This window comes from Leisingera sp. ABD4_442 (assembly GCF_056160905.1).
Genome location: NZ_JBSWYB010000002.1, coordinates 39339 through 53555 on the forward strand (window position 1 = coordinate 39339; position 14217 = coordinate 53555).

12 protein-coding genes are annotated in these 14217 nt (G+C 62.6%); 9 read left to right on the plus strand and 3 right to left on the minus strand.

The window, feature by feature from the left end; all coding sequences use genetic code 11:
- Positions 1-81: 81 nt before the first annotated feature.
- Positions 82-1428: a 3-phosphoshikimate 1-carboxyvinyltransferase gene (aroA, locus tag ACXAHG_RS02055; protein ID WP_475055662.1), complete on the plus strand. Its 1347-nt coding sequence runs from the start codon at positions 82-84 to the stop codon at positions 1426-1428.
- Positions 1425-2057: a (d)CMP kinase gene (locus ACXAHG_RS02060; protein WP_475055664.1), complete on the plus strand. Its 633-nt coding sequence runs from the start codon at positions 1425-1427 to the stop codon at positions 2055-2057. Before aroA ends, ACXAHG_RS02060 begins: the two co-directional genes overlap by 4 nt.
- A gap of 108 nt (positions 2058-2165) precedes the next feature.
- Here the strand turns inward: ACXAHG_RS02060 and ACXAHG_RS02065 are convergent, their stop codons facing one another.
- Complete coding sequence (locus tag ACXAHG_RS02065; protein ID WP_475040635.1) at positions 2166-2645, minus strand: YHS domain-containing (seleno)protein; 480 nt, start codon at positions 2643-2645, stop codon at positions 2166-2168.
- Positions 2646-2882: 237 nt separating this feature from the next.
- Here ACXAHG_RS02065 and ACXAHG_RS02070 point away from each other — a divergent pair, with 237 nt between their 5' ends.
- From ACXAHG_RS02070 to ACXAHG_RS02095, 6 genes are all read left to right on the plus strand, one after another.
- Entirely contained in the window at positions 2883-3425 is a 543-nt protein-coding gene (locus tag ACXAHG_RS02070) for a hypothetical protein (RefSeq protein ID WP_475055665.1), read from the plus strand.
- Positions 3426-3568: 143 nt separating this feature from the next.
- Positions 3569-4714: an amidohydrolase gene (locus ACXAHG_RS02075; protein ID WP_475055667.1), complete on the plus strand. Its 1146-nt coding sequence runs from the start codon at positions 3569-3571 to the stop codon at positions 4712-4714.
- A 2-nt stretch (positions 4715-4716) separates the two neighbouring features.
- Positions 4717-5907: a diaminopropionate ammonia-lyase gene (locus tag ACXAHG_RS02080; protein ID WP_475055669.1), complete on the plus strand. Its 1191-nt coding sequence runs from the start codon at positions 4717-4719 to the stop codon at positions 5905-5907.
- On the plus strand, positions 5900-7066 hold the full coding sequence (locus ACXAHG_RS02085; protein WP_475055671.1) for a M24 family metallopeptidase: 1167 nt from the start codon (positions 5900-5902) through the stop codon (positions 7064-7066). Before ACXAHG_RS02080 ends, ACXAHG_RS02085 begins: the two co-directional genes overlap by 8 nt.
- A 14-nt stretch (positions 7067-7080) precedes the next feature.
- A complete protein-coding gene (locus ACXAHG_RS02090; RefSeq protein ID WP_475040645.1) occupies positions 7081-7836 on the plus strand; it encodes a maleate cis-trans isomerase family protein in 756 nt (251 codons plus the stop codon).
- A gap of 142 nt (positions 7837-7978) precedes the next feature.
- Positions 7979-9550, plus strand: coding sequence for an alkaline phosphatase family protein (locus ACXAHG_RS02095; protein ID WP_475055672.1), 1572 nt, complete (start codon positions 7979-7981; stop codon positions 9548-9550).
- 72 nt (positions 9551-9622) lie between these two features.
- On the opposite strand, the gene ACXAHG_RS02100 is transcribed toward ACXAHG_RS02095, so the two are convergent.
- Positions 9623-12559, minus strand: coding sequence for a M10 family metallopeptidase (locus tag ACXAHG_RS02100; protein WP_475055673.1), 2937 nt, complete (start codon positions 12557-12559; stop codon positions 9623-9625).
- Between the two features lie 27 nt (positions 12560-12586).
- Positions 12587-12940 (minus strand): hypothetical protein, encoded by a 354-nt coding sequence (locus tag ACXAHG_RS02105; protein ID WP_475040651.1) that lies wholly within the window; start codon positions 12938-12940, stop codon positions 12587-12589.
- A 330-nt stretch (positions 12941-13270) separates the two neighbouring features.
- Here ACXAHG_RS02105 and ACXAHG_RS02110 point away from each other — a divergent pair, with 330 nt between their 5' ends.
- Positions 13271-14173 carry a metal ABC transporter substrate-binding protein gene (locus ACXAHG_RS02110; protein WP_475055674.1) on the plus strand — a complete coding sequence of 301 codons (903 nt, stop codon included), beginning with the start codon at positions 13271-13273 and terminating at the stop codon, positions 14171-14173.
- Positions 14174-14217: the final 44 nt, after the last annotated feature.

Below are 14217 nucleotides of genomic sequence, written 5' to 3' on the forward strand. Positions count from 1 at the left end.
ATAGCGCTGGACCGGCCAGACCCAATCCGTTACCGATAGCGCAAACGAACAGACGAACGACCGACAGACGAAGGAAGCCCTATGTCCGGACACGGCACGCCCATCCCGATGACCTCCCACCGTGCTGACCCGCTCAAGGGCGTGGCAGAGGTACCCGGCGACAAGTCGATCTCGCACCGCTCGCTGATCCTGGGGGCGCTTTCGGTGGGGGAGACCAAGATCTCCGGCCTGCTGGAGGGCGAGGATGTGCTGGACACTGCCAAGGCGATGCAGGCCTTTGGCGCTGAGGTGGTCAACCACGGCGGCGGCAACTGGTCGGTGTTCGGCGTTGGCGTCGGTGGCTTCGCCGAGCCGGACAACGTGATCGACTGCGGCAACTCCGGCACCGGGGTGCGGCTGATCATGGGGGTGATGGCCACCTCTCCGATCACCGCGACCTTCACTGGCGATGCGTCCTTGAACAAGCGCCCGATGGCACGCGTGACCGATCCGCTGGCGCTGTTCGGCACCCAGTCTGTGGGCCGTTCCGGCGGCCGCTTGCCGATGACCATTGTTGGCGCCGCTGACCCGGTTCCGGTGCGTTATGTGGTGCCGGTGCCCTCGGCACAGGTGAAATCGGCAGTGCTGTTTGCAGGCCTCAACGCGCCCGGCAAGACAGTGGTGATCGAGAAGGAAGCCACCCGCGACCATACCGAGCGGATGCTGGCCGGTTTCGGCGCCGAGATCACCACCGAAGAAACCGAAGAGGGACGCGTCATCACCCTGACCGGCCGCCCGGAGCTTAAACCGCAGGTGATTGCGGTGCCGCGTGACCCGTCCTCCGCCGCTTTCCCGGTCTGTGCCGCGCTGATCACCCCCGGCTCTGACGTGCTGGTGCCGAACATCGGCCTGAACCCGACCCGTGCGGGCCTCTATTACACCCTGCAGGACATGGGTGCGGACCTGACATTCGAGAACATGCGCGAGGAGGGCGGCGAACCTGTTGCCGATCTGCGCGCCAAGTACTCGCCGAACATGAAGGGCATCGAAGTGCCGCCGGAACGCGCGGCCTCAATGATCGACGAATACCCGGTGCTGTCGGTGGTGGCCGCCTTTGCCGAGGGCAAGACCATGATGGCGGGCGTCAAGGAACTGCGGGTCAAGGAAAGCGACCGCATCGACGCAATGGCCAAGGGCCTGCGCGCCAATGGCGTGACTGTCGGCGAAGGCGATGACTGGTGGGAAGTCACCGGCCTTGGCATCGACGGCGTGCCCGGTGGCGGCACCTGCGAGAGCTTCCTGGACCACCGCATTGCCATGTCCTTCATGGTGATGGGCATGGGCGCGCAAAACCCTGTTTCGGTTGACGATGGCAGCCCGATTGCCACCTCCTTCCCGATCTTCGAGAGCCTGATGGGGGGGCTCGGCGCCAAGCTGGAGCGCACATGAGCGAAAGTTACACCATAGCCGTTGACGGGCCTGCGGCCGCAGGCAAGGGCACATTGTCCAAGGCGCTGGCCGCGCATTACGGCTTTGGCCATTTGGACACCGGGCTTTTGTACCGCGCTGTTGGAGCCAGGATGCTGGACGGTGCGGCGCCGGTTGAGGCTGCGCAGAATTTGATGCCGGAAGATCTGGCGCGAGACGACCTGCGCGGACCGGAGGTGGCGCAGGCGGCCTCCAAGGTCGCGGTGATTGCCGAGGTGCGCGCGGCGCTGGTAGACTTCCAGCGGGCCTTTGCCCGCCGCGCAGGCGGCGCGGTTCTGGACGGGCGCGACATCGGCACCGTGATCTGCCCCTATGCGCAGGTGAAGTTCTTTGTCACCGCCAGTGCCGAAGTCCGCGCCCGGCGCCGGTTCCTGGAACTGGCTGCAGCAGGCAAGGTGATCACCCTCGAAGAAGTGCTGGGTGACGTGAAGGCCCGTGACGAGCGTGACATGAACCGCGCCGAGGCACCTCTGCGCCCGGCGGCCGACGCCATTCTTATCGACACCAGTGATCTGAGTATCGAGGAGGCACTGGCCAGGGCCATTGAAGTCATCGAGGCCCGCCGGGCGGCCGGGGAAACCCTGGCCTAAGCCGCGGGTCACGTAAAACACCCGCAGCTGACGCACCAGCTGCGGGCGGAAGGCAGGCATGACGGAGCTATGTTCAGCCTGCCCTCTGGGACACCGGATCGCGCGGGATCAGAGCTCGCTGACGGCGGTGTGCTTAATCTTGCCCCATTGGCTGTCAGCGGTCTTGGCAGTGCCGGCCACGTCTTCCAGGAAGGCGGCGCGGGTGGCAGCGTTCAGGAACAGAAACAGCTTGCCGTCATGCACCAGGTACTGGTCCGGATCACCGTCGAACTTCTTGCCGACCGAGACGCCGTAAGAGCAGAAGCCGCCGTGTTGCGGCAGATATTTCGCCGGGTTGGCCTCGAACGCCGTCTTGTTTTCCTCTGAGACGAAGTAATACGACGCGCCGTCCACAGTTGCGGAGTAGGTTGCCATGCCCTCGACCGGGTTGCGGCTGTCCAGCAGCGCCACAAGGTCGACGCCATGGGCTGCCAGCGGCGCGCCGCCGGCCGAGATGCCGTTGGACACGTTCACTTCATCGGCAGCAAATGCCGGTGCGGCCAGGGCAGCGGAGAGCGAAATCAGGGCGGTTGTCAGAAGCGTTTTCATGTTCATCCTCATCAGGTTTTGTTGCAGGTTCGGTTTGATCGGGGCGGGCGCTGCGGCCCGGTGACCTGAAGTTAGGTCCGGAGACTTGAACGTTTAATTCCTAATCGTACGGTTGGTATTGCAGATCGTACGGAAACCTGGCGCCACGTCTGTCACAGCCGTTCACCGATCTGTGCATGGAGCCGGGCGCTATGTGGCAGTAGCCTGGGGGGGCTGTGCCAAGGAGGAGGGGCCGTCATGTTCTGGCTGCGGATTGTTGCGACTGTGTGTGTCTTGGCGGCGCCTGCCTGGGGGCAGGATGCGCCTGAGGCGCCGACGCCCGTAGAGCCGCCGATGACCTATGAGCGGCTTGGCCGGATCATCTTTGCGCTGGATGAGAATGCACAGCCTGCGGGCCCTGGCTTTCAGCTTACGATTTCCGGGGTGCCGATGCTGGTGGTCACTGACCGGGCTGCGGACCGGATGCGGGCCATGGTGCCGCTGCGCCCGGCCGAAGGGCTGACGGCGGAAGAGCTTATGCGGATGATGCAGGCCAATTTCGATACGGCACTGGATGCCCGCTATGCCGTGGCCCGCGGCCAGCTCTGGGCTGTCTTCATCCATCCGCTTTCGCCGCTGAAGAAGGACCAGCTGATTTCCTCGCTGGGCCAGACCGTTAACATCGCCCGCACCTATGGCACGCTGTATACCGGCGGTGCCCTGCAATTCGGTGGCGGCGACAGTCCGGGCATTCAGCGGCAGCTGATCGAGGAACTCTTGGAAAAGGGTGAGGATATCTGAGGGCGCTGTCCCTGAAAGATGAGTACGGGTTTCGGCACAAAGCGGCGAAACCATGATGAAATTCGTCGCCCATCTGCATGAATACTATGCGCCCCGTCGCAGCCGCCGGCTTAAAGTCGCGGCAGATTGCACGGGGAACGCATATGACCAGCTTTCAGGACCGTATGACAGCGCTGCGCCGGGATTTTCACCGGCACCCCGAACTTGGCTTTGAAGAGCACCGTACCAAGGCCAAGGTCGCGGAGCATTTGCGCAGCCTGGGGCTGGAGGTGCATGAGGGCGCAGGCGTGGTTGGTTTGCTGCGCTGCGGCCAGGGCAACCGGGCTATCGGTTTGCGGGCCGACATGGATGCGCTGCCGATAACGGAAACCTCCACCCACGGCTATGTCTCGCAAACACCGGGAAAGATGCACGCCTGCGGCCATGACGGCCATATGGCGATGCTGCTGGGCGCGGCCGAACGGCTGGCGCAGGAACAGGAATTCAACGGCACCGTGGTCTTCATCTTCCAGCCCAACGAGGAGCACGGCCTGGGCGCGCAGGCGATGATTGCTGAAGGCGTGCTGGAAAAATTCCCGATCGAAGAGGTTTATGCCATCCACAACCTGCCAGGCGCGCCGGTCGGTCAGGTCTCGACCCGGGCTGGCCAGATCTGCAACAGCGAGAGCCTGTTTGAAATCGCGATCACGGGGCAGGGCGGCCACGCCTCGATGCCGCAGGCGGGGGTGGATGCGATCACTGTCGGGGCGGAGATGGTGCTGGCGCTGCAAACCATCGTCTCGCGTAAACTGGCGCCGGGGGCAGGGGCCGTGGTTTCGGTCACTGAATTCCTGACCGATGGCCAGCGCAACGTGCTGCCGGGCCAGGCGGTTCTGAAAGGCGACGTCAGGGCACGGGTTCCAGAGGACCGGAAAGCGGTTGAGCGGTTTATGCGCCAGATCGCTGCCGGGGTTGCTGCCACCCATGGGGTGGAGGCGGAAGTGAGTTTCAATACTGAGTTTGTTGAAGCCATCAACGCGGAAGGCCCGGCTGAGGCCGTCTATCGAGCTGCTGGGGCTGCGGGCTGCGAGGTGATCCGCAACCGCCCGCCGATGAGTTTCTCCGAGGATTTTGCCTATTTCGCGGAAGCGGTCCCGGGCTGCTTCCTGCTGCTGGGCAATGGTGAAGACGGCCCGAACGGCCAGCCGCTGCATTCGGCGGATTATGATTTCAACGACGCTCTGCTGCCGATCGGCGCGGAGTTCTGGGTGCAGCTGGTGCGCGACCGGCTGCCTGCTGGAAAGGACTGACCATGCTTGAGAATTTTGACGTTGCCATCCGCCATACGGCTGGAAGCCCGAAAACCGGAGAGGCCGCTTACGCAGTGTTGTCGGAACAGGATTTCGCCAACGCGCAGGCAGAAATCACCGCATGGGAGGGCTATGAGCCGACGCCGCTGGTCGCGCTGACCGGCCTAGCGGGCAAAACCGGTGTCGGCCGGATCGACTACAAGCACGAAGGCCCGCGGTTCGGGCTTGGCAGTTTCAAGGCGCTGGGCGGGTCTTATGCCGCACTGCGGGTGCTGCAGCGGGAGCTTAGCAAGACGCTGGGCCAGGATGTCAGTCTGGAGTCCATCCGCAAGGGTAACCACAAGGAAGCTTGTGCAGGCATCACCCTGGTGTCTGCCACCGACGGCAACCATGGCCGCTCTCTGGCCTGGGGCTGCCAGCGTTTTGGCGCGCCGTGCCGGATCTACATCCATGCCGAGGTGAGCGAGGGCCGCGCCGTGGCGATGCGGGAATTGGGTGCCGAGGTGATCCGGATCGACGGCGACTATGACGAGTCGGTTCTGCTGGCCAAGAAGGAAGCGGAGGAAAACGGCTGGTTCGTGGTCTCGGACACCTCCTGGGAAGGCTACACCGAGCCGCCGCGCGACGTGATGGCAGGCTACAGCGTGATGACCCGCGAGGCCTGCGAAGCGCTGGAACAGGCGCCGACCCATGTATTCCTGCAAGGCGGCGTTGGCGGGCTGGCGGCCTCGGTCGCAGCGGGTCTGCGGCAGTACTACCGAGAAAATGCGCCGCGGGTGGTGATTGTCGAGCCAGAGCTGGCCGCCTGCCTGTTCGACAGCGCCCGCAATGGCAAGGCAACCAATTTCGCAATTCAGGAAGAGACCATCATGGCGGGCCTCTCCTGCGGTGAACCGTCGGAAATGGCCTGGGAGATCCTGGCCGAGGAGGCCTCAGATTTTCTGACCATCCCGGACAGCATCGTGGCCCCTGCGGTCCGCCTGCTGGCCAATTCTGAAACCGGCGATCCCGTGGTCGAGGCTGGCGAAAGCGCGGTGGCAGGGCTGGCTGCTGTCATCGCGGCCTGCCAGTCTGCCCAGATGATGGAGACCCTGGGTCTGGATGAAAATTCCCGCGTGCTGCTGATCGGATCCGAAGGCGTGACCGACCCGGCGATTTTTGCCGCGATCATGGAAGGCAAGGACCATGTCTGACGCCCCCGCCCGCGGGTTTCCAGAGGCGGAATTTGCCGCCCGGACAGAGAAGGCACAGGCTCTGATGGCGCAGCAGGGGCTTGACGGGCTGCTGCTGCTGACAGAGCCGGAGGTGCGCTATTTCAGCGGCTTCCACACCCTGTTCTGGCAAAGCCCCACCCGGCCCTGGTTCCTGTTTGTGCCGCCGGCGGGCAAGCCGATTGCCATTATCCCTGAGATCGGCGCCGATCTGATGCGCCGCACCTGGGTCGAGGATATCCGCACCTGGAGCGCACCTGAGCCCGAGGATGATGGCCTCAGCCTGCTGACCGAATTGCTGTCGCCGATTGCCGGGCGCGGCGGCAGCATTGGCATCATGAAAGGGCATGAAACCGCGCTGCGGATGCCATTGGGCGACTACGAACGGCTGATGGATGGGCTGCCGGGGTTGAAGGTTGCGGATGCGACCCCGCTGGTGCGCAGTCTGCGGATGGTGAAATCCGCGGCAGAGATCGAAAAGCTGTCGCATATCTGTGGTATCGGCTCGCGCACATTTGCGCAGGTGCCGCAGATCGCCCATGCGGGCCAGCCGTTTGAGGACCTGTTCCGCGCCTTCCGCCGCGAGGCGCTGGCGCAGGGCGCCGATGATGTGCCTTACCTGGTCGGCGGGGCCGATCAGGGCGGCTATAGCGACGTGATTTCCCCGCCGGCCGGCCGCCCGCTGCAGGCAGGGGACATTGTGATGCTGGATACCGGTGCCACCTGGGATGGCTATTTCTGCGATTTTGACCGCAACTTTGCCATTGGCCAGGCGGACGACCCGTCGCGCCGGGCCTATGACGTGCTGTGGCGGGCAACCGAGGCCGGCATCGCCGCCGCCAAACCGGGGGCCACTTGCCGGGAACTCTTCCAGGCGATGCAGGCGGTGATCGCGGAATTGGACGATCAGGGCGGCGACGTGGGGCGGCTGGGCCATGGGCTGGGGATGCAGCTGACCGAATGGCCTTCGCACGCGGCGTTTGACCAGACGGTGATCGAGGAGAACATGGTGCTGACCCTGGAACCCTCGCTGGGTTATGGTGATGGCCATATCATGGTGCATGAGGAAAACATTGTCGTGCGGGCGGATGGTGCCGAACTGCTAACAGCGCGTGCCACCCCCGAACTGCCGGTGATCTGAAGGAGACAAGGCCCATGAAGCTGCCCTTTGACACGGACGCAGGCATTGGCACCCGTGCCACGCTGGGTGTGATCGTGCTGGAAACCGACGAGACACTGGAGCCTGAATTCTCCCGCATGATGGCGCAGGACGGGGTGGCGCTGTATCACAGCCGTATTCCGATGGTGCCTGAGATCCGGCCCGAGACGTTGGCGCAGATGCAGGCGGATCTGCCAGCCGCTGCCAGGCTGCTGCCGTCCTCGCTGAACTTTGACGTGATCGGTTATGGCTGCACGTCCGCGTCGACAGTGATCGGTTCGGCCAAGGTGGCAGCGGCTGTGCAGACTGTGCTGCCCGGCGTTCAGGTGACTGACCCGCTGGCGGCGATCATCGCCGCAGGCAGGGCGCTGGGCGCTGCGCGGCTGGGGTTTGTCACGCCCTACCTGCCGGAGGTGTCGGCGCAGATGCGGCACAAGCTGGAGGACGCAGGCTTCGCGATTGCCGGTTTCGGGTCTTTCGAGGAAATGGACGACCGGGTCGTTGCGCGGATCTCCGAGGCGGCAATCGCCGGCGCGGCGGTGCAGGTGGCGGGCCAGCAAGACTGCGATGCCATCGTGATCTCCTGCACCAACCTGCGCTGCCTGCAAGTCATCCCCGCGATTGAGGAACAGACCGGGCTGCCGGTGATCTCCAGCAATCAGGCGCTGGCCTGGCATATGCTGAGACTGGCCGGGGTGGCAGAGAAGCCCGCCCGGTTTGGCAAGCTGTTTACCTGCGGATTGGCAGCCTGATCGTTAAAATTATACGGGATTTGTCAGCTGACAATATATTGCCCGGCAGCCTGGTTGCAGGGGTAAACTGCGCTTGTAATCCATCTGCAGATCACCACAGTTTGCGCTTCTGAAAACGATTCGAGACTGAGGGGAAACCCGGATGCCTGCCACCCGATCCGCCACCCGGCCTGCGACCCGCAACGTGCTGTTTATCATCATCGACCAGCTGCGCGCGGATTGCGTGTTCGGTGCCATGGCCGAACATGTGGAACTGCCCAGCATCCGCGCCTTTATGAAGGAGGCAGTGTCGTTCAAGCGGCATTTCTCGGTGACCAACCCCTGCGGGCCGTCGCGCGCCTCGATCCTGACCGGGCAATATGCGATGAACCACCGTTCGGTCCGCAATGGCACGCCCCTGCGCCATGATGCGCCGAATATCGCCACCGAAATGCGCAAGGCCGGTTATATGCCGATGCTGTTCGGCTATACCGACACCTCGCAGGACCCGCGCGCCTTTGACGCCAATGACCCGGCGCTCAGGACCTATGAGTTCCCGATGAACGGGTTCCACGAGATGACCGAGATGCGGATGGAGATGTCCTATCCGTGGCAGTCGCATCTGATGAACCGGGGGTATGAGTTTGAGAACTACTGGGATGTCTACAAACCGGTCTCTCCGGATGGCGGCGCGCCCAGGCTGAATGATCCCGCGCTATATGCGGCAGAGGACAGTGATACTGCCTTTCTGACCAATTCCTTCCTGGGCAAGATGACTGCCTATCATAAGGAAAGCTGGTTCGCGCATCTGACTTACATCCGCCCGCACCCGCCGCTGGTGGCGCCGGCGCCCTATAACACGATGTACGACCCCGCGTCCTTGCCGCTGCCGGAACGGCTGGCTTCGCCGGAGGCAGAATGCGCGCAGCACCCTTTCTTTGATCCGGTCCTGCGCAACAATACCGCTGCAGGTTTTGTCGAGGGCTTCCCGGATCTGGAAGCGACGGACGAAAACATTGCCACTTTGCGATCCGTCTATCTGGGGCTGGCCACTGAAGTCGACCACCATGTCGGCCGGGTGGTGCAGTTCCTCAAGGATACCGGCCAGTACGACGATACCATGGTGGTGATCACCGCCGACCATGGCGAGATGCTGGGCGACCGGCACTCCTGGGGCAAGATGACGGTCTATGATGCTGCTTACCATACGCCGCTGATTATCAGGATGCCGGGCAATGAGGCCAATGCCGGTGCTTGCCTCAGCCAGATCACCGAGTCGATCGACGTGACGCCGACCATTCTGGATTGGGTCGGGCAAGAGATCCCGAATTCAATGGACGGCCGGTCACTGCTGCCATTGCTCAAGGGGGATGTGCCGCAGGATTGGCGGCAGTATTCCTTCTCAGAACTGGACTTTTCGGAACCGCAGAAACCAACGCTGTGGCAGCAGGCGCTGGGCACATCGCCAAGCGACAGCAGCCTGGGCATCCTGCGTGACAGCCGGTTCACGCTGGTCGAATTCGCCGCCGACCTGCCGCCAATGCTGTTTGATGCCCAGGGCCGGGGCGAGCTGGAAAACGTTGCCGGGAAGCCGGAATATGCTGCTGATCTCAACCGGCTGACCCGCAGGATGCTGCGGCACCGGATGAGGAATGCGGACCACACATTGTCGCTGGTGTCGATCACGCCGCAGGGGCCGCGCGCTGCCGCACGGTATCCGGGCAGAAAGGGCTGAGGTCAAGCCGGCCTGCACTATTGCCAAGTGAACGCCCGGTTTCCGGAGGGGAAACCGGGCGTTTTGCAGGCGTTAAGCCCAGACGAACCAGTCGTCTGTCAGTTGCTCGCCGGCCTTGATCCCTTTCAGGTAGGCGATCTGCAGCGCGTCAGCACCGCCTTCGCCATCGGCGTCATATTCCAGCCAGACCGCGCGCCCGCTGCCAAGGCTGAGGGCGCCGCTGGTCAGCGCGTCATCAAGGCTGGTCCCCAGTTCCAGAAGCAGATCATCCACATCAAGCTTGTCGCCCTGGTCCAGCTTGAAGTCCGTGATGGTGTCCCCTGCATCGCCGGCGGATGCAAACACGAACACATCCGCATCTGCGCCGCCTTTGAGGGTATCCGCGCCGGCGCCGCCTTCCAAACGGTCCAAGCCGTCGCCGCCGTCGATCTTGTCAGCGCCAGACCCGCCGTCGACAACATCATCTCCTGCGCCGCCTTTGATCTTGTCGCCGCCGCTTCCGCCGCTGACAGTGTCATCGCCGTCGCCGCCTTTGAGCTTGTCCAACCCGCTGCCGCTGGTGATCACGTCGTTCCCTTCGCCGCCGTCAGCCCTGTTGTCGCCGTCGCCAGCTGACAATGTGTCATCACCGCCGCCGCCTTTAAGATTGTCCTTGCCGCTGCCGCTGGTGATTTCATCATGCCCTTCACCGCCGTCAGCCCTGTTGTCGCCGTCGCCAGCTGAAAGTGTATCATCACCACCGCCGCCCTTGAGATTGTCCTTGCCGCTGCCGCTGGAAATGCTGTCGTTGCCCAGACCACCGTCCAGCTTGTTATCACCACCGCCGGCGGACATTGTGTCGTCGCCGTCGCCGCCGGTTAGCTTACCGTTGCCGCTGCCGCTGGCCAGCAGGTCATTCCCGGCGCCGCCGTCCAGCTTGCCTTTCCCGTCTCCGGAAATCAGCGTGTCATCGCCTTCTCCGCCTTCCATGCGGTTTTTGCCATCGCCGCCATTTAGGCTGTCATTGCCCAAACCGCCATACAGGCGGTCATCTCCTGCACCTGCCGTCAAAGTGTCGTCACCGTCTTCACCGGTCAGGAAATTTCTGCCATCGCCGCCGGCAATCGCGTCGTTGCCTTCGCCGCCATAGATTTTATCGTTGCCTTCGCCGCCTGTCAGGCTGTCTTCCCCAAGGCCGCCATAGATCTTGTCGTTGCCGGTACCGCCATCCAGCGTGTCGTCGCCATCGCGGCCGTCCAGCAGGTCATTCCCGGCGCCGCCCTCGATCACATTGTCTTCGCTGTTGCCATAGGCCTTGTCCGAAGAACTTCCGAGAAGGAGGTTCTCAATCACGGTGCCGCTGCTGATCACCAGTGACTTGCTGCCAATCTTGCCGGGGGTTTCACCGGACAGATCAATGGTGGATCGCAGGGTGACCGCTGTCAGGTCGAGCGTGTCGATGCCGCCGTTGGTGTCAGTGACAGTACCAAGCTGCACAGTCCAGTTCTGAACGAAGCTGTTGTCGAAGACATAGACGTTGTCGATGGTTCCCGGTGTTGGGTCGGGATCAGGATCGGGAGTCGGATCAGGATCCGGTGTCGGGTCCGGGTCTGGATCCGGCGTGGGTTCAGGGTCCGGATCCGGGGTTGGATCGGGATCGGGCGTAGGCTCTGGATCAGGTGTCGGTTCCGGATCGGGGGTAGGCGTTCCGGAGGTGTCGATGATATCTGCAATGCTGGCAGTGCTTTCGATGCCTGTCAGGAAAACCAGAAGCGTATTGGAGCCACCGTTTGACACCTTGAGCCAGGAGCCGCCATTGCCCGCTTGCAGCGAAATCACCCCGTCGCCCGCCGGATCGCTGCCGGCATAGCCGATTTCCTGCAGAAGCTGGCTGATGTCGACGCGGTCGCCTGCCGCCAGGTCGAAGTCCATGATGGAGTCGCCTGCCTCGCTGAGGTCCGTATAGACAAAACGGTCTGCTCCTGCGCCGCCGGTCAGCAAGTCCGCGCCATCGCCGCCGATCAGCGTATCGTTGCCGTCGTTGCCTTCGATCTGGTCGTTGCCCGCGCCGCTGTTCAAATGGTTGCCGGCAGCGTTGCCGATGATCTTGTCCGTGCCGGATCCGGTGATGGCATTTTCAATCACGGTGCCGCGGGAAATGGCGAAGTTGCCGGTCTTGCCGTCGATGTCCGAGAATGTTTCCTCGCTCAAGTTTAGTGTCTGGTTATAGCTGCGGGAACCCAGGTCGATTACATCGGTGCCGCCATTGTCGACGATGGCCACGCCAAAACCGCCTTTCAGGTCCATGCCAAAGCGGCCGGTGGTTTGGCCGTCGCCGTATGTCGTGTCGCCGGTATCAATGTTCACCGGTGTGCCGTAGAGGTGGTGAACGGCAGCGATATCGGCCAGCTGAGCCGTGGCCAGATAGGCAAATGAAGCGTCTGTAGCAGTGTTTTCAGCCTGGCTGAAATAAGACATGATCGACATTTGCCAGCTGTCGTTGGCAAAATGCGCATCTGCGCCATAGCTGGCGCTGCCGTTGTAGTTGCCTGTGTGCCCCAGGCCCAGGGCATGGCCGATCTCGTGGATGTAGGTCTGCAGGTAGTAGTTGCCGTAGTTCGCCCAGGCATCGTCGATATTGATGGTCGAGCTCAGGATGGTGCCGTTGCTGACGGATGAGCTGGCGTAGGCGCCGGAGCGGTTGTCGTCAAAGGTGATTTTTGCGCTGCCGGTGGTTTCGACAAACTCGATCCCGCTCAGTGCGGTCCAGCTTTCCAGCGCCTTGCGGGCGGTTTCTTTGCCATAGGCATTCAGCCCGCTGAGGTTCACCGTCAGCTGCCCGCCGGTTTGAACATCGAAAGACCGCTCTGTCCGGCCGGTGGACTGCCAGTACCCCTTGTAAAGATACTCGGCCACCTGGTCGACAGTATAGGTCGGCTTGCTGCCCGCAGTTCCACCGCCGGAGCCGGTTCCGCTGCCGTCGGTATTTTCGGGAATTCTATGATTGGCTTGACCGCAATATTCGCACATGACCGTGTTCCATCCTAGATCGTTAAATTACAAAGGAAATTCCGTGTGCCGGAGCAGTTGCCCGGCAAAGTCAGAAAGAGAGCCGCCGCTAAGCCGGCCATCCATGACCGAATGCTCAATCACCGGGCTTTGGCCTTGGCGGCCGTCGCGGTGCTCCCAGGTCAGGTGGCCGCTGATCCAGTCTGCTGACTGATGTCGCGCGATGTAGCGCAGCGTCAGGTCCGCCTTGTCCTGGGCGGTGCTCCCGGCAGTAACTGAGGCTGCGGGAAAGCGCTCCTGCAGGTGGCGCGACAACGCATCGCAAAGGGGTTGCTGCAGCGGAGCGCCGCACAGAAGCTGAACGGTGCGCACAGGGGTATCCGCTGCGGCGGTGCCGGACACCAGCAGCCAGACTGCAGCTGTGCAGCCGGAAAGAGTTCCAGTTGAAGGCATGAAGAATGCTCGCTCAGACGGTTGAAGGTTCAGATTCAGTCCCGCGCCGTTCTGGCTGCAGGGTCAGGTCTAAGCAGGGAATCGGGCGAAAAGACGGTTGCGATCCGGGCAAGATTAAGACGTCGTTAACCCCCGTTAACCATTTGCAAAGATGTCTGGATTTCCAGCAGGGGTGCTGCGCCTCGAACTTGTTTTTGCAAATCATTCGCAAAAACGTTGACAGTTGAGAATGATTTGCAATAACGATATGGAAACGACAGCACAGACACGGAGAATCGGATGTTTCCGAACCTGCTCAAGACAGTTTCCGCCGCCGCCATCGCAGCAGTTGCCGCCACCTCTGCCCTGGCCGAAGACAAGATGAAGGTTGTCACCACGTTCACCGTGCTGGCGGACATGGCGGCCAATGTGGCAGGGGACGCCGCTGAGGTCGTCTCAGTCACCAAACCGGGGGCGGAGATCCACGGCTATGAACCGACGCCGCGCGACATCGTGCGCGCCTCCGACGCCGATCTGATCCTGTGGAACGGGATGAACCTGGAACTGTGGTTCGAGCAGTTCCTGACCAACCTGGATGGCGTGCCTTCCGTTACCCTGACCGACGGCATCAGCCCGATCCCGATCGCGGCCGGCTCTTATGAGGGCAAGCCCAACCCGCATGCCTGGATGGGTCTGGATAACGCGCTGATCTATATCGACAATATCGTCGAGGCCTTTGCCGAGCATGATCCGGAGAACGCTGCCGTCTATGTCAAGAATGCGGGTGAATACAAGGACAAGCTGCGCGCCACCATTGAGCCGCTGCGCCAGGCGATCGCCGAAATCCCCGAAGATAAGCGCTGGCTGGTGACCTGCGAGGGCGCCTTCAGCTACCTGGCTCGCGACTTTGCCATGAAGGAGCTGTATCTCTGGCCGATGAACGCCGATCAGGTCGGCACCCCGCAGCAGGTGCGCAGCGTGATCGACGGCGTGCGCGCCAATGATATTCCGGTGGTGTTCTGCGAAAGCACCGTGAACACCGCCCCGGCTGAGCAGGTGGCCCGCGAAACTGGCGTGGCCTATGGCGGCGAGCTTTACGTCGACTCGCTGAGCGAGGCGGACGGTCCGGTGCCGACCTATCTGGACCTGCTCAAGGTGACCTCTCAGACTGTCGCCCGCGGATTGACTGAGGTCACCAACTAAACCGCTTATTGGCATAGTCTTTTGCCCCGCAGCGCAAGTTGCGG